Origin of the sequence: Micromonospora sp. CA-246542 (assembly GCF_050942905.1) — a bacterium.
In the GTDB taxonomy this organism is placed as follows: domain Bacteria; phylum Actinomycetota; class Actinomycetes; order Mycobacteriales; family Micromonosporaceae; genus Micromonospora.
The window spans coordinates 4,760,853-4,776,530 of the sequence record NZ_CP192040.1; the positions used below are offsets into that span (position 1 = coordinate 4,760,853).

The window sequence follows — 15,678 nt, forward strand, 5'->3', positions numbered from 1 at the left end:
CACGTGGTTGCTAACTTGTTGATGTTGGTTGGATCTTGTTCGCCGGGCTACAAACTGTCGGGTTGGTGACTGCGGTTGTGGCTGGTCAGGTGCGGACGTCTGCGGTTCGGCCCGCAAGGCTCGGGCCAACGGCCGAAGGGGGCGATCCGCCGGCCCAACCCCCGGCAGACCGAGCAGCTGCGTACCGGCGCAACCGGCGGCGACGATCGTTCCGATCTTTGACCCCCGGAACGGCGTCAGGTCGCCCGGGTCGACGCGGCTCCTTCGATGACCCGGTAGTCCTGGAACGACTTCCAACCCTTCTCGCCGTAATCGTCCAGGGTCTGACGACTGAGCGCGTCTCCGAGGCCGCGGCCGAGCTGGCCGACACGCTGGGCCTGGAACGCCTCACGGTCGCGGCCGTCGCCCGTCATTTCGGGGTTGCCGACGCCAGCCTCTACGGGCACGTTCGCAGCCGCGAGGCGTTGCTGCACAAGGTCGCGGTGCTGGCCGCGGCGGCGTTCGGCGACCGTCTCGCGCTCGCCGTAGCCGGCCGCTCCGGGCGTCAGGCCCTGACCCCGCAACGCGCAGATCTGCGCTCGCACCGCCAGGGCGAGGGTCTGATCCGGATGAGTCGCCGGACCGCCTTGTCGGAGCTGGGGTAGACAGTCCTGGCGACGGCATAGGCCCTGACGAGCAGGCTGGCATACCAGGCAGGGGCAGGCCTCGAGGTCACCCCGCACCTGCTTCACGCAGAGCATCACCCCACTTGACCCTGCGCAATCTAATCGACACTTTCCATACATGACTCAACATGCGTTGTCCCTGAGTAGAGGGGACCTCGATCGGGCCTCGGGCAGCATCCGCTCATGGTTCCCCCGCGCATCAGCCCTGAAGCGTTACAGCGAATGCCGTGGCAAATCCCGTCTGAACGCGGATCGGTGCCGAGAGCGTCCGACACGGGAGGTCGCCACCCTTGGCTCACTGTGACGTCTGTTGTCTGCGCCTGAAGCTCACGAAAATCAAGATTTTGCCGAAACATTACGGTGAAGAGACGTACGGCTTGATCCTCGAAGGAGACCTGCGCGCCGCCGCTGGGCTATCTCCTCCGGGGCCTGGCACTGGATTACCTGCCCGACGAAAGTCGCGAGGAGTTGGGGCACCTTGCCTGCGGCCGAGCGGGGGCGCAGGTGGTGAGCGCCACGGATGCGGCCGGCGGGGACCGGGGCGCACCAGCGATTCAAAGCCCGCCGCCGGCTGTCACCGCAGGCGGGTGACCGTCTTGTGCTCGATGTAGCCGGTCAGGCCGACCTGGCCGTACTCGCGACCGAGGCCGCTGGCCTTGTAGCCGCCGAACGGGCCATCGAAGCTAATCGGCGAGCCGTTCAATGTGACAGTGCCGGTGCGCAGTCGGCGGGCCATGTCCAGTGCCCGCTCGGGGCTCGTCGTCCAGATTCCGCCGGAGAGACCGTAGTCGGAGTCGTTGGCTATCCGCACTGCCTCGTCCTCGTCGTCGTAGGCGATCACGGCCAGGACCGGGCCGAAAATCTCCTCCTGCGCGATGCGCATGTTGTTGGTGACATCGGCGAAGACGGTCGGGGTGACGTAGTTGCCCTGCTCCAGGCCCTGGGGCACCTCGGGGCCACCGGTCACCAGGCGGGCGCCTTCCGCGATACCCAGCTTGATGTAGTCGATCACGCGGTGCTGCTGGTCCGGCCGGATCATCGGGCCGACGAAGGTGTCCGGCTCTGACGGATCTCCGACCTTCAGCGACTCCACCATTTCCTTCAGCGCCGCGACGACCTCGTCGTAGCGGCTGCGCGGCGCCAGGATCCGGGTCTGCAGGATGCAGGCCTCGCCGTTGTTGCCCAGGGAACCGAAGCGCAGCCCCTGCATCACGGCGGGCAGGTCGGCGTCGGCCAGGATGATGGCGGCGGACTTGCCGCCCAACTCCAGGCCAACCCGCTTGAGGTGCTCCCCGGCGATCGAGGCGATACGACGGCCGGCCCGGGTCGACCCAGTGAACGAGATCTTGTCAACGTCCGGGTGCGAGACGAGGTATTCGCTGGTCTCCCGGTCCGCCGGGAGAATGCTGAGCACGCCATCGGGGAGGCCGGCCTCGTGCCAGAGGTCGGCAAGCAGCATCATGCTCAGCGAGTTCTCCGGGGAGACTTTCAGTACCACGGTGTTGCCGGCCAGCAGCGCGGGGACCAGCTTGGCGGTGGCGGCGGAGAACGGCGAGTTCCACGGGATGACCGCGGCGACCACGCCGATCGCCTCGCGCCGAACGATGGTGTCGAAAGCCACCGTGGGGTCGGAGGGCTCGACGACCTCTTCCCAGCCGAACTCCTCGGCCGCCTTGAGGTAGGCGTTGACCTGCCGGGTCAGGAAAGGCTGGCCGGCCTTCGTGAACCAGCCGGCCGATCCGTTCTCGGCCGAGATCGCTGCCGCAATCTCGTCGGCCCGCGCGGCGCGCAACGCGTCGTAGCGGCGGATGACCTCTTGGCGCTCCTCCGGGATCGTATGCGGCCACGGCCCGTTGTCGAACGCCGTGCGGGCGGCGGCGACAGCCGCGTCCACATCGGCGTTGGCGGCCTGGGCCACCTGGCCGAGCACGGACTGGTCGTGCGGGGAGCGGATCTCCAGCAGCTTCGAACTGCTGGGCGTCATCCAGGTACCGCCGATGTAGAGCTTGTCGCGAACAATCATCGGTCACGTCTTTCTAGTGAGGGGAGGGAAATCGGGCGTCAGGCGCGGTGGGGCGTGCGCCCTAGCTGATTGGGAAAGTTGGGGGGCGGACCATCTTGGCGACCGAGGTCTCGGTGAAGTCGCCGAGACCGTCGAGATCCGTGGATTGGCTCACCTCGCGCCACGCGGCGTCCTCCGTGGCCCGGGCCTCGGCGATCAATGGCGCGAGCCACGCCGCGTCCGAGCCCAGGAGGAGCCGCGCCGGCGGCTGCGGCTCCTCCGTGATCCGCAGGATCACCCGCGCCATTTTTGCTGGATCGCCGCGCCGCACGTCCGGATTGTCACGGTACGTCCGTACGAAGGTGCCAACTGTCTCGTCGTACTCGTCCTGCATGGGCGGCACGGACATCGGGGCAGCCGCCCACGGCGTCCGAATGCCGCCCGGCTCGACCAGGGTGGCGTGGATGCCGATCGTCTCCACCTCGCGTGCGAGGATCTCCGTGAAACCGCCCAGCGCCCACTTGGCCGCCTGATATGCCGCCAGGCCGGCCTGGGCGCGTCGGCCGCCAATCGTCGAGACGTTCACGATGCTGCCGGAGCGCTGTGGGCGTAACACCGGTAGGGCGGCCCGCACCATGTTGACCGCACCGAAGAAATTGATCTCGACGATCCGGCGAAACTCGTCCTCCGGCATGTCTTCAATCGAGCCGACGCTGCGGTATCCGGCGCTGTTCACCAGCACGTCGAGGCGGCCGAACTCGCTGACCGCGTACTGAACCGCCGTCTGTGCGTCAGCGCTGGAGGTCACGTCGACGGCGAGTACGCGCAACCGGTCCTGCTGTTGGTCGGGCACCGGCAGGACGTCGGTGGTCAAATCCGTCGCAAGCACGTTGTGCCCGGCCTGCAGCCCGGCATCGACCAGGTGCCGACCGAGGCCTCCGCCCGCTCCGGTCACCAAGAGTGTCTTTGTCATTGCGTCTCACCCACACTTTCACGGAATTTCGGGGCACGGCTGCGCCCTCCACACCGAGCCGCGACAAGCGGCCTGAGCGCATGCTCGGCCACGAACAGTCCGTAGGTCGCCGGGCTCCGGCGGTCAGGACTTGACCGGGTGGTCCGTGGAACGACTGACCTCGGCCCACGTCCGGGCCTCCGTGTTGCGCTCGTCGCCCGATTTCAACGCGATCTCCAGGGCGTCACTGCCGAGCAGCAGTCGGCGCGGGGGCTCCGGCACGTCGAGGATGTCGACGATCGCCTTTGCCATCCGGGCCGGGTCACCAGGCTCGTTGCCGGCGTAGGTCGCGAACCGTTCCAACCACGCGCCGACGGTCTGCTCGTAGCCCTCGCTGAGCTGGCCGGAGGCGGTCGCGGCCCCGGCGGCCCAACCGGTACGGATGCCGCCCGGCTCGACGATCGTCACCTTGATGCCCAGCGGGGCGACCTCGTTCGCCAGCACCTCGGAGAAGCCCTCGACGCCGAATTTGGCCGTCTGGTAGGCGCTGAGGCCTGGGGTGCCGCCGACCCGCCCGCCGATAGACGAGATCTGCACGATGTGTCCGGCGCGCTGGCGGCGCAGGACGGGCAGCGCCGCCCGGGTCACGTTGACGGTTCCGTACAGGTTTGCGTCGACCTGTGCCCGGAACTCATCCTCCGGGAAGTCCTCCACCGAACTGCTGGCGGCGTAACCGGCATTGTTGATCACCACGTCGAGGGAGCCGAATCGGTCGACGGCCGCCGCGACCGCTTTGCGGCACGCCTCAGGCGAGGTGACGTCCAGCAGCAGGGTCAGGAGTCGCTCCGGGTGCTCCCGAGTCAGGTCCGTCAGCGAATGTGGGTTGCGCGAGGTCACCGCAACTCGATCGCCTGCCCCGAGTGCCGCCAGGGTCAGGGCCTTCCCGAGACCCTGGGAACCGCCGGTGATCAGCCATGTCCGTGCCATGGCACCTCCTTCTGTCTAGAACTGAACCCACTCGGATTCAGCCTGCCTATGCCACGAGATGCGCGTAGCAGATTCTCACTTAACCGCGACTTGACTGTAGCACTAACTGACCAGAGCAGCTCCTCGGTGAGGATGATCGTGAGGTTATCTACTACCACTGTTACGCTTGGAGCTATCATGAGAGCTGACGCCGCCCGCAACCTCGCTGCCGTCCTGCGCACCGGGGCCCGCCTGCTGGCGGAGGACCCGAGCACCTCGATCTCCGCCATAGCCAGCGCGGCGGGAGTGGACCGCACCACCGTTCACCGCCGCTTCGCCAATCGCGAAGCCCTGCTCAGCGCCGTCTTCCAGGCCAAGCTCGACTCTGCGGAGCGAGTCCTCGACGACTCGCGGCTTACGGAGGCGCCGGTAGCGGTCGCATTGCACCGCTACGTGGAAGGGATCATTCCGGTCAGCCGTGACTGGCCCGTCGACACGCGCCGCATGATGCGCGCGGATCCCGCCGCCGACAGTCGACGTCAGCAGCAGAGTCAGCGACTGGATGACTTCCTCCAACGCGCTTCCGATGAGGGCTACCTTCGCCCCGACACCTCTCCCGCCTGGGCGCGGGCGGTCCTCGACCAGCTGGTGGAGACCGCCGCCCATCACTTCCCCGAAACGGCTCCCCCACGGGCGGCCGACCTGGTCGTGGAGACCTTCCTCAACGGCCTCGGCCCGTAGTGACAACCGGGATCCGCCACCGAAGTTCGGCCTCGGTCCGGGATCCCGCTTCTCCGTCACCAGGGGTCGGCGGTGTCACATTGACGGCTGATCTTGGTTGTTGCGGTGGGCCGCTTCCTCAATCGCCAGCGCCGCACCTGCGGCGGCGACACGACCTGGGATCGCGCCGAAGGCGACGGCGCAGCCGCAGCCGCAGCCGCAGCTCGATGCCATCACTGTGACCCGCGAGAGCTCCACCGGCCCGGTGCACCGGCTTCGTCGGGAGCGTTTGCGTGTAGTTCGACCCGCGCTTCGAGCCGCATCCACGACCACGCCGGTCCTGCTCACCGGGGACTTCAACGCCCCGTCACACCTGGACTGGACGGCGACGAACTCCCGCTGCGGCTACGGCGCCGTCGCCTGGCCCACCTCCACGGCGCCCGCCAACGCCGGCATGGTCGACTCCTACCGCCAGGCCCGACCCGACCCGGCCCGGGATCCGGGCAACACCTGGTCCCCGGTCTACAAGACCTTCACCGGCGGATACGGCTACGACTCCCACCGCGGCGATCCGGAGCCGCAGGACCGCATCGACTTCATCCACTACCGAGGTCCGCTCACCGTCCTGTCCTCCGATGCCCTATGGACGGGTAACCCGTCCCAGTCCAACCCGTCCGCCAACGCCTGGTCCTCCGACCACGCCGCAGTGCTCACCACGTTCCGCGTCAACTGAGCACCCACCTGCCGGATCGCCTCCATCTTGGCGGCAGCGACGGCTGCTGGCAGTCCCACGTTTGAACCAGCGCCCGGGGCATGAGAACGATCCGCGGAGGCAACGATGTAGAACGGACAAGGCATCCCCGCTGGCCACTCTGGTTGATACCGATTCGCGTCATCCCCGACGCACCCAGGAGGCATGAGCGCAGACGCGTCGAGCACCGCAGTGACGTCGAATGTGCCTAGTCGTGGCCGGTGCCGATGTGCCGCAGGCGATGGATGGGTACGCCCGCGGCCACCAGCTGTCTGGCGATGGCGCTCGACGGGTAGTCCAGGAAGACGGCGACGTGCTGGTCATCGCCGAGATCACAGGCGGCGGCGAACGTGCCGATGTTGATGGGGTCCAGTCCGCAGACCTCGCGCAGGTCGACGACCAATCGCATCGGCCGCTCATGCCGGATGGCCCGCACGACAGTGTGGCGCAGGTCGACCGCGTCGTCGGCGTCGAGCAGGCCGCGTGGCCGTATGACAAGGGTGCCGTCCGAGCTGGTGTCGACGTCGACCGTGGCGCCGGCCATCGCGCTACCTTCCGTCACCTGATGTTTCCGGGGTTGTCAGGTTAAGGGCTGGAAGACAGGCAGTCGATCCGCTGGCCGAATGTTCACCCGGTCACGGCTGGATCACGACCACGGCCGTGATCAACGCGGCGGCCACCGTCAGGCTCAGCCGCAACACTGTCGACGCGCACTTGGTCGCCATGACCGAGAAACAGGTCACAGAGGATTTACGCGTAGACGGCAAGACGGTTCACATCCGCAACGACGATGTCTGCAAGGCTGACGGTGGGACCGTTGAGCGCTCCCTGAAGGCTTCCCTGCGTGATAGCCCCAGGGCGAGCTGGGTCAGCGAGATCGCACAAGCCTTCGACGAGTCGATCAGACCGGCGCGCGCCTGGTATCGGATCGACTCACGCCTCTTCCCAGGCCCGGGCCGCGCATCGCGCCAGTGGTAGAGCGTCAGCAGGTTCGACGGCTTCACCGACGTGACGGACCCGGCCGACGAGGCGTTCGTGCTACGTAACGTCCGGCGCGACGTGCCGTCCGAGCTGGTGTCGACGTGGACCGTGGCGCCGGCCATCGCAACCCCTTGCGTCAGCTGATGTTTCCCGAGTCGTCAGGTTAGGGCTGTGCGGCTGTCGGTTGATCCGTAGGCGCGAATGTTCGTCCGGGCACGGTCAGGCCACGAACCCGGCCACAACCAGCCCCGCGACTGCCGTCAGGCTCAGCGCCAGAAGCACCCCGGTTAGCCGGTGGTGGAACGTGGGATTACGGGCCAGTGGTTGCTGCAGCGCCGTCCACGTTGTCCCGCCAAGCAGCGCCAGCGTGAGGACCACCATAAGGATCATGGGCACCAAACCGGACGTTGGCTAATTGATTCTTATCAACGTCACAGCAGTAGCGCGCTGGGGCAGGTGCGCGATGGTGAACGTTGCGCGAACAACCGAATGTCGCGTCGACGTCCGGAGCACCGCCCGCAGAGACACCTGACGACATGCGAGGTGCGCGATGACCAGACCCGCAAGCCAGTGGCGGCATGTCGTCCCGGAGGTCGCCCTGCAACGCCAGATCGGGACGCGTCGACAGCGGCCTGCGGACGTGGACCAGCGAAGCTTTCGCTTGCGTCCATGACGCCTGTGTCTACCTAGCGACGGCGAGGCGGTTCACGTCCGCAGCGACGACGCGGCGTAACACGAACCCTTTCAGCCGCCATCTCGTGGTGCGGGCGCGAGCAGACGCAGGGGCGATACGTCGGCCAATGGTTTGGCGTCGGGGCTGGGTACGGTGCGAGGCAGCAGCGCGGCGAGACCGGCGCGCGTGGCCAGCACGATCAACCGGTCGGTGCGGACCAGTGGCCGGCGTTCCGGCAACGACCAGATGGTCTGCCCCGCTCGCCCGGTCCGCATCGCGATCACCCACACTCCGCCGGGCCGGGTGACATCGCCGTAGTACCGGCCCTCAAGTTCGGACCCGGCGCCGACCGGAAGTTCGGCCACCAGCAGCACCCGGCGCCCGACCGAGATGGTGTCGATGACCTGCCGGCCCATCATGGCGGCCGCGAACGCCGGTGCCGCCAAGGACGATACGCTGCGTGACTCGTTGATACCCAGAATGCGCTGCGTGCGCTTCGCAAAGCCGTCGTCGAACAGCCGCAGCACCACCCGCAACGGGGCTCTGGTTGCTTCCGACCGGGCCTGGTCCACCTCGTGTACCGACCGCCCGGACAGGGCGGTCTCCAGGTTGGTGACGTCGTCGGCGGTCAGTACCACCAAGGCCCGGCAGGTGTGTACGGAGGCGGCTCGTAATGTCTCGAGGCGGGTCGCGTCGCCGACGATCACCGGTAGGCCCAGTTCACGGGCGACACCGATGCCGCGCGCGGACTCCGTCCGGTCGACGGCGACGACGGGGATGCCGAAGGCGTGCAGTTCCTCGAGCACCCGGGTGCCGATGTTGCCGAGCCCCACGAGGACGACGTGGTCATCTATCGACTCGATCATGCCGCCGGCGGCGACCGCGAGCCGGGCACGCACCAGCGAGTCCACCACCAGGGCGGTGACGGTCGGAAGGAGCGCCACCCCGGTAGTCACCAGCACCACCGCGGTCACCTTTTCGGTGAGCGGTGCGGCCGAGTCCGCCTCGGCGCCTCCCATCGTGGTCAACAGCGCCAGGTAGAAGGCCTCCGCGAGGTTCACACCGCGGGTGTACGCCAGCAGGGCGCTGGCGGCGGTGAGCAACGCGGCCGTGCCGGCCAACGCCAGCCGCAGATTGCGGCTGAACACCAGTCCGAGGGCCCGGAACAGGCGCGGCCGGCGTCGCGGAGGCTGCACGCGGGGCCGCCCGTAGGCGCGAATCAATACCAGGTCGGCCGAATCCTGATCCGCCGGAAGGACAACCGGCTCAGGGTCGGTCGTGCGGGCCAGGCCGCACACCACATCCGCCTCGGCCGGGTCGACGTCACTGCGCATCGCGGTACGCAGAAGCTCGCCCTCGGGCAGCCGCAGATACGTCGGCGTGGCGTCTCCGAGCGTGGCGGCGACGAACGCCGGTGCGGCAATCTCCGATCCGGAGAGCACGGCGCAATCCCCGAGCATCGCGGCAACGCCCTCGCCGAGCACGGGGTTGAAGAGTCGCACCACGAGCCGGACCTCCGGAGCCAACTCCCGGGTGATCATGGCGGCATCCACGTTTACCACATCGTCGACACCGACGAACGCTACGGCGGCGGCCTCCCGGACCCCAGCCTGATCGAGCACCTCCCCCGTCAGGCGCCGGGCAGTCATGATCTCCGGCTGTCCCTCCGCCGTTGTGAACTCCGCGGCGACGTCGGCAAGGTCAGGTGCGTGGTTGTCGCTCACCGGTAGTACCACAGTGACCGCGACACCGTAGCGGTCTGCCAGCTCGGTGGTCAGACGACGAGCCACCGCGCCGTCCCCGCACACCACGAACCGCTGCCGTGCCGGCTCGGCGGTGGCCCTCTGCCTGGTGTCTTCGGACACAGTCAAAGGGTAAACCGGAGTCCCACGTGGACCGGGTTCCCCAGCCTCAGCCCTCGATTCCTTCTCAGCCCAAGTAGCAACTCCTTCCCCAGGCAACATGATCGCCGGGCAGTGCGGCTCGAGATGCCAACAGCGCCAGCCGTGATGCGGGCAGCGACACACGACCACGGTGGTCACGCACTACAGGAGGAATCGCATGATCACCTTGAGCGCTGGTCTGCCTGCTTCCGAAGGTGAACTTTGGGCAAACGGATGAATGTCGAGTGGATGCTCAGGGCATCACTCGCGCAGCCGCTGAAAACGATGTGCGAGGTGTGTGATGACCGAACCCGCAGCCAGTGACGGTCTCGTTGATCCGGAGATCGCGTTGGAACGCCAAGTCGAGACGCTGAAACAACGATTCCCGGATGCTGACGAGAGCGAGATCTCCACCCTCGTTCACGAGACGCACCAGCGCCTCAAGGACGGGGCGAGCATCGACTCGCACCTGGTAGCCCTGACCGAGAAGCAGGTGACGGAGAAGCTGCGCGCCGGCAAGGCGACCGTGCACATCCGTAGCGACACCACGGCTTGAGCAGAGACACGAGCGTGATCGGCCGGCGGCGGGTCGCACCATCCGACGTTTCCGCAACGGATTCCTGTGGTGGTGGACACGAAGTGGCTGCTGACCCGTCCCTACGGCGGCATGCAACGTAGCGTTGAGGGCTGCCCAGGGCCGGTCCGTATACCGCACGCGTGGGCGACGCCGATCCGCACGACGAAAATGGTGAACGCCGGGTGCCCGTGACGAGTGAACCGCAGGTGGTCGCGCTACCGCCGACAGCCAGCGCATCGGCGATTCCTGCCGTCTTCCGATCCACCCCGGCCGCGGCCCGCCGCACGCTTGTCGACATTTTCGACGACACCGTGCGCATCCACGCCGACGCATGGGCGCTCGACAGCGGCGCCACGGCGCTCACGTACCGCGACTTGGCCGATGAGGTCGTGGCCATCCGGACGTCACTCACCGAGCACGGCATCGGTGTCGGCGACCGTGTGGGCATCCGGATCTCATCCGGTACGACGGAGCTGTACCTGGCGATCCTCGGTGTCCTCGCGGCCGGCGCGGCCTACGTGCCGGTCGACGCGGACGATCCCGACGAACGCGCCGAACTCGTCTTCACCGAGGCCGGGGTCGTCGCGGTGCTCGGTGACGGTTTGACCGTGTCGCTGCGCCACACCCCTGCGGGCCGGATCGCCCGGCCCGCCCCGGACGACGACGCCTGGATCATCTTCACCTCCGGCTCGACAGGCACCCCGAAGGGTGTGGCAGTCAGCCACGGCGCGGCGGCGGCTTTCGTAGACGCCGAGGCGCGGCTGTTCCTCACCGACGAGGCCAGTGAGTCGATCGGTCCGCAGGATCGGGTTTTGGCCGGGCTGTCGGTGGCGTTCGACGCGTCGTGCGAGGAGATGTGGCTGGCGTGGCGGCACGGCGCGTGTCTGGTACCGGCCGCGCGGTCGCTCGTGCGCAGCGGCGTCGACCTCGGTCCGTGGTTGGCCGAGCAGCGCATCTCGGTGGTGTCGACGGTGCCGACGCTCGCGGCACTGTGGCCGGTCGAGGCGCTGGAGGAGGTCCGGCTGCTGATCTTCGGTGGGGAGGCCTGCCCACCGGAGCTCGCGCAGCGCCTGGCCGTCGAGGGACGAGAGGTCTGGAACACGTACGGACCGACCGAGGCGACGGTGGTCGCCTGCGCCGCGCGGATGACCGGAGAGGGGCCGGTACGCATCGGGTTGCCGCTGGCCGGCTGGCAGCTTGCCGTTGTCGACGCCTCCGGCGCTCCGGTCGCGATGGGTGAGAGCGGCGAGTTGGTGATCGGCGGGGTGGGGCTCGCCCGCTATCTGGACGCGGGCAAGGACGCCGAGAAGTTCGCGCCGCTGCCCGCGCTCGGCTGGCAGCGGGCGTACCGCAGCGGTGACATCGTCCGGGCGGAGCCCGAAGGGCTCCTGTTCGTCGGCCGGGGTGACGAGCAGGTCAAGCTCGGCGGACGCCGGATCGAGCTGGGTGAGATCGACGCGGCACTACAGTCACTGCCCGACGTGGCCGGCGCCGCGGCGGCGGTGCAGCGCACCGCCGCGGGCAACCAGCTGCTGGTGGGGTACGTGGTACCGCACGACGAGGCGACGTTCGATGCCGCGTCGGCGGCACTGCGGATCCGCGAGCAACTGCCGGCCGCGCTCGTGCCGCTGCTGGCCGTGGTGGACGCCTTGCCGACCCGGACGTCCGGCAAGGTGGATCGGGCCGCACTGCCCTGGCCGTTGGCAACCCCGCAGGAAACCGCGGGTGAGCTGACCGCGACGGAGGAATGGCTCGCTGACGGTTGGGCGGAGATCCTGGGCGTACGCCCCACCGAGGCGGACGCGGACTTCTTCACCCACGGCGGAGGCAGCCTGAACGCGGCGCAGCTGGTGGCGTGGATCCGGCGTCGACACCCGCACGTCTCGGTGGCCGACATCTACCTTCGCCCGAAACTGTCGCGGCTCGCGGCCGTACTCGACGCGCTCGACACCACGGCGGCGATGCGCCGGGACGTTCGGCCAACGCCGAGGCGCGCCGGGCTGATCCAGGCCGCGTTGATGGTGCCGATGCTGGCCCTGGTCGGGTTGCGCTGGCTGACCGTCCTGGCCGCCCTCGGCAACGTGCTCACCCTGCTCGCACCGGCGCCCTGGGCACCCGTCGTGTCCTGGTGGTGGGTGGCGCTGGGCTGGCTTCTGCTGTTCAGCCCTCTCGGCCGGATCGCTGTGGCCGCCGCAGGAGCGCGGCTGCTGCTGCGCGGGGTACGTCCCGGCAGCTACCCGCGCGGCGGCGGCGTGCACCTGCGGCTGTGGGCCGCCGAACGCCTCGCCGACCTGAGCGGCGCCACCAGCGTCGCCGGAGCGTCCTGGATGATCACCTACGCCAGGGCACTCGGCGCGCGGATCGGCGACGACGTCGACCTGCACTCCGCGCCGCCGGTGACCGGTCTGCTGAAGCTCGGCCGCGGTGCGGCGATCGAGCCGGAGGTCGATCTGTCCGGCCACTGGGTCGACGGCGACGTCGTTCGCATCGGCAGGGTTCGCGTCGGCGCCGCCGCCCGGGTCGGATCCCGCAGCACCCTGATGCCCGGCGCGCGAATCGGTAAGGGCGCCCGGGTCGCCGCGGGGTCGACGGTGGCCGGCGCCGTACCGGCGAACCAACACTGGGCCGGCTCACCGGCCACCGCCGCTGCCGCTGGCGAGGATTCGGACGGGTGGCCCGGGCAACGTGCCCCTCGATCGTGGATGAGGGCACGCCTCTGGCCGTTCGCCTACGGGATCACCGCCCAGTTGCTGGGGCTGGTTCCGGTCGTGGCAGCCCTGCCCGCGCTTGCCCTGCTCGGTTGGACGCTCGCCGTCCGACCGACGGTCGGCACGGTGCTGGCCGCCGTCGCGCTCGCTTCCGTCGCCTACGTCGCGGGCTATGCGCTGCTGGTACTCGGGGCCGTCCGGGCACTCAGTATCGGTGTTCGCGCCGGGCATCACCCCGTACAGGGGCGGGTGGCGTGGCAGGTCTGGGCAACCGAGCGGCTGATGGGGATGGCCCGGGTCGGCTTGTTCCCGCTCTATGCCAGCCTCTTCACGCCTGTGTGGTTGCGGCTGCTGGGCGCGAAAGTGGGGCGCGGGGTGGAGGCATCCACCGTGCTCGCGGTGCCGGCGATGACCACCGTCGCCGACGGGGCCTTCCTGGCCGACGACACCATGGTCGCCACCTACGAGCTGAGCCACGGGTGGCTGCGGATCGCCCCGGCCCGCATCGGTAAGCAGGCATTCCTCGGCAACTCCGGAATGGCGGCTCCCGGGCGTTCGGTGCCCAAGCGCGGGCTTGTCGGGGTGCTGTCGTCGGCGCCGATCAAGGCGAAGAAGGGCTCGTCGTGGCTCGGCGCGCCGCCGATGCCGCTACGCCGCACCGTCGAGGCCGCCGACACCAGCCGCACCGTCGACCCGCCGGTCCGGCTGAAGCTGGCCCGGGCTGCGATCGAGCTGTGCCGGATCGTTCCGGTGATGTGCGCTGGCACCCTTGCGATCGGCGTCCTGGCCGTCCTCGCCTTCGTGTGGCGGGCCGCCGGTTGGTGGGCTGCGGCGGCTGCCGCCGGGCCGGTGCTGCTGGCCGCGGCGGTTGTCGCCGCTGCCATCGCGACGGCCGCGAAGTGGCTGCTGGTCGGGCGATTCCGAGTCGCCGACCGCGCGCTGTGGACCTCCTTCGTGTGGCGCAACGAGCTCGCCGACACGTTCGTCGAGGTCCTTGCCGCGCCGTGGCTGGTCCGTTTTGCCACCGGCACGCCACTGTTGACGGCGTGGCTGCGTACGCTCGGTGCGCAGATCGGCCGGGGCGTCTGGCTGGAGACCTACTGGCTGCCCGAGTACGACCTGGTCCGCCTCGGCGACGGCGCGACGGTGAACCGCGGTTGTGTCGTGCAGACCCACCTGTTCCATGATCGTGTAATGAGTATGGACGAGGTGGCACTGGGCGCGGGAGCCACGCTGGGTCCGCACGGCATCGTTCTGCCAGGTGCGAGCATCGGGGCGCGGACCACCGTCGGGCCCGGCTCGCTGGTGACCCGCGGCGACGCCGTGCCCTGCGACAGTCGGTGGTGGGGTAACCCGATCATGACCTGGCCTGCGCCCGCTTCGCGGCCGGCATGAACCCGAAGGCGTCGACGTCGCGCGGTGCCACGCCCGGCGCCGACAGCTCCCACGACTCGTACCTGCCCGAGCACGGCAACGGCGGCTACCGGGTACGGCACTACGACCTCGACCTCGACTACCGGGTCGTGTCGAACCGTCTCGCGGGCCGGGCCGACATCACCGCGGTGGCCCTGCAGTCGCTCTCGCGGTTCACTCTCGACCTCGGTCGATTCCGCGTCCACGACGTCCAGGTGAACGGGCGCCCGGCCAAGTACCTGCACCGTCCGGACAAACTACAGATCAAACCCGAGCGGCCGATCGACGCCGGGGACACCTTCCGGGTGGAGATACGGTACGCGGGAAAGCCGGTGCCCATCTCCGGCCGGTGGGGCGAACTCGGGTGGGAGGAACTCACCGACGGGGCGCTCGTGGCCAGCCAACCGAACGGCTCGCCGTCGTGGTTCCCGTGCGACGACCAGCCCGCCGCCAAGGCCACCTTCCGGGTGGCCGTCACGGCACCCTCTCCGTACAGGGTGCTGGTGACCGGTGATCTCGTGCTCCAGCAACGGGGCGCGAGCGGCACGACCTGCGTCTACGAGCGGCGCGAGCCCACCTCGCCGTACCTGATGAGCGTCCAGATCGGACGCTACGAGGTGGTAGACCTGGCTGCCGGCGAGGTGGTGCAGCGCGCCGCGATCCCACCCGCGCTGCGCGGGAACGTGGCGCACGACTTCGGCCGACACGGTGAGATCATGTCGGCGCTGCAGCGGCTCTTCGGGCCGTACCCCTTCCGGGAGTACGTCGTCGTCGTTGCCGACGACGACCTCGACGATCCGGTCGAAGCGCAGGGCATGGCCGTCTTCGGCCGAAACCACGTCGACGGGCGGCGCACGCACGAGCGCCTCGTCGTGCACGAGCTGGCCCACCAGTGGTTCGGCAACAGCCTCACAGTGGCGGACTGGCGGCACATCTGGCTCAACGAAGGTTTCGCCACGTACGCCGAATGGCTGTGGTCCGGTGTCTGCGGTGACCTGTCGACAGACGCCCTCGCCGCACAGTGGTACGCGTGGGTCGCGGCCCGCCCGCGCAACGTCGTCGTCGCGGACCCCGGCGTCGACCGGATGTTCGACCCGCTGGTCTACAAACGTGGCGCGCTCACGGTGCACGCCCTGCGAAAGAGCGTCGGCGACGAATCGTTCTTCACGCTCCTACGAGCCTGGGTCGCCGAGTACGCACACGCAACGGTGACGACCGAACAGTTCCGGTTGCACGCCCAGCGCTTCGCCCGCGAGCCCTTGGACAACCTGTTCGCCGCCTGGCTCGACAGCCCGGCGCTGCCTCCAGCACCTCGCTGACCACGCCGGATGGGACCGCCTCCTGCAACCGGGTGTCGGTCCCGGTCGACCGAGACGGCCGCCTGCGG

13 protein-coding genes are annotated in these 15,678 nt (G+C 69.0%); 7 read left to right on the forward strand and 6 right to left on the reverse strand.

Translation table 11 applies throughout. From position 1 onward, the window contains the following. The first annotated feature begins 89 nt into the window (after positions 1-89). Positions 90-644 carry a TetR/AcrR family transcriptional regulator gene (locus ACQP0N_RS22065; RefSeq protein WP_433121740.1) on the forward strand — a complete coding sequence of 185 codons (555 nt, stop codon included), beginning with the start codon at positions 90-92 and terminating at the stop codon, positions 642-644. A 595-nt stretch (positions 645-1,239) separates the two neighbouring features. Here ACQP0N_RS22065 and ACQP0N_RS22070 read toward each other — a convergent pair. The 3 genes from ACQP0N_RS22070 to ACQP0N_RS22080 form a co-directional block, all read right to left on the reverse strand. Then, entirely contained in the window at positions 1,240-2,595 is a 1,356-nt protein-coding gene (locus tag ACQP0N_RS22070) for an aldehyde dehydrogenase (protein ID WP_433113771.1), read from the reverse strand. Between the two features lie 154 nt (positions 2,596-2,749). Next, positions 2,750-3,622, reverse strand: coding sequence for an SDR family oxidoreductase (locus ACQP0N_RS22075; RefSeq protein WP_433113773.1), 873 nt, complete (start codon positions 3,620-3,622; stop codon positions 2,750-2,752). A 141-nt stretch (positions 3,623-3,763) separates the two neighbouring features. Next, positions 3,764-4,606: an oxidoreductase gene (locus ACQP0N_RS22080; RefSeq protein WP_433113775.1), complete on the reverse strand. Its 843-nt coding sequence runs from the start codon at positions 4,604-4,606 to the stop codon at positions 3,764-3,766. A 177-nt stretch (positions 4,607-4,783) separates the two neighbouring features. Between ACQP0N_RS22080 and ACQP0N_RS22085 the strand changes: the two genes are divergently transcribed. Both ACQP0N_RS22085 and ACQP0N_RS22090 read left to right on the forward strand, forming a co-directional pair. Then, complete coding sequence (locus tag ACQP0N_RS22085) at positions 4,784-5,326, forward strand: TetR/AcrR family transcriptional regulator (protein WP_433113777.1); 543 nt, start codon at positions 4,784-4,786, stop codon at positions 5,324-5,326. A gap of 268 nt (positions 5,327-5,594) precedes the next feature. Further along, positions 5,595-6,038: an endonuclease/exonuclease/phosphatase family protein gene (locus ACQP0N_RS22090; RefSeq protein WP_433113778.1), complete on the forward strand. Its 444-nt coding sequence runs from the start codon at positions 5,595-5,597 to the stop codon at positions 6,036-6,038. 226 nt (positions 6,039-6,264) lie between these two features. Here the strand turns inward: ACQP0N_RS22090 and ACQP0N_RS22095 are convergent, their stop codons facing one another. Then, entirely contained in the window at positions 6,265-6,600 is a 336-nt protein-coding gene (locus tag ACQP0N_RS22095) for an STAS domain-containing protein (protein WP_433113780.1), read from the reverse strand. Positions 6,601-6,716: 116 nt separating this feature from the next. On the opposite strand from ACQP0N_RS22095, the gene ACQP0N_RS22100 reads away from it, so the two are divergent. Beyond that, positions 6,717-7,034 (forward strand): hypothetical protein, encoded by a 318-nt coding sequence (locus tag ACQP0N_RS22100; protein WP_433113782.1) that lies wholly within the window; start codon positions 6,717-6,719, stop codon positions 7,032-7,034. 222 nt (positions 7,035-7,256) lie between these two features. Here the strand turns inward: ACQP0N_RS22100 and ACQP0N_RS22105 are convergent, their stop codons facing one another. Next, positions 7,257-7,433, reverse strand: coding sequence for a hypothetical protein (locus ACQP0N_RS22105; RefSeq protein WP_433113784.1), 177 nt, complete (start codon positions 7,431-7,433; stop codon positions 7,257-7,259). A 348-nt stretch (positions 7,434-7,781) separates the two neighbouring features. Next, positions 7,782-9,752, reverse strand: coding sequence for an NAD-binding protein (locus tag ACQP0N_RS22110; RefSeq protein WP_433113786.1), 1,971 nt, complete (start codon positions 9,750-9,752; stop codon positions 7,782-7,784). Between the two features lie 142 nt (positions 9,753-9,894). On the opposite strand from ACQP0N_RS22110, the gene ACQP0N_RS22115 reads away from it, so the two are divergent. The 3 genes from ACQP0N_RS22115 to ACQP0N_RS22125 all read left to right on the forward strand — a co-directional run bounded on the left by ACQP0N_RS22115 (position 9,895) and on the right by ACQP0N_RS22125 (position 15,610). Further along, positions 9,895-10,149, forward strand: coding sequence for a three-helix bundle dimerization domain-containing protein (locus ACQP0N_RS22115; protein ID WP_433113788.1), 255 nt, complete (start codon positions 9,895-9,897; stop codon positions 10,147-10,149). A gap of 209 nt (positions 10,150-10,358) precedes the next feature. After that, entirely contained in the window at positions 10,359-14,273 is a 3,915-nt protein-coding gene (locus tag ACQP0N_RS22120; RefSeq protein ID WP_433113790.1) for a Pls/PosA family non-ribosomal peptide synthetase, read from the forward strand. Further along, positions 14,270-15,610, forward strand: a complete 1,341-nt coding sequence (locus ACQP0N_RS22125) for a M1 family metallopeptidase (RefSeq protein WP_433113792.1) — start codon at positions 14,270-14,272, stop codon at positions 15,608-15,610. The genes ACQP0N_RS22120 and ACQP0N_RS22125 overlap by 4 nt, the downstream gene beginning before the upstream one ends. Positions 15,611-15,678 lie beyond the last annotated feature (68 nt).

What these genes read in the sequence shown, in the direction of transcription:
- ACQP0N_RS22085 (WP_433113777.1), top strand. Translation starts at nt 4,784, where the DNA reads ATGAGAGCTGACGCCGCCCGCAACCTCGCTGCCGTCCTGCGCACCGGG.
- ACQP0N_RS22115 (WP_433113788.1), top strand. Translation starts at nt 9,895, where the DNA reads ATGACCGAACCCGCAGCCAGTGACGGTCTCGTTGATCCGGAGATCGCG.
- ACQP0N_RS22095 (WP_433113780.1), bottom strand. Translation starts at nt 6,600, where the DNA reads ATGGCCGGCGCCACGGTCGACGTCGACACCAGCTCGGACGGCACCCTT.
- ACQP0N_RS22080 (WP_433113775.1), bottom strand. Translation starts at nt 4,606, where the DNA reads ATGGCACGGACATGGCTGATCACCGGCGGTTCCCAGGGTCTCGGGAAG.
- ACQP0N_RS22125 (WP_433113792.1), top strand. Translation starts at nt 14,270, where the DNA reads ATGAACCCGAAGGCGTCGACGTCGCGCGGTGCCACGCCCGGCGCCGAC.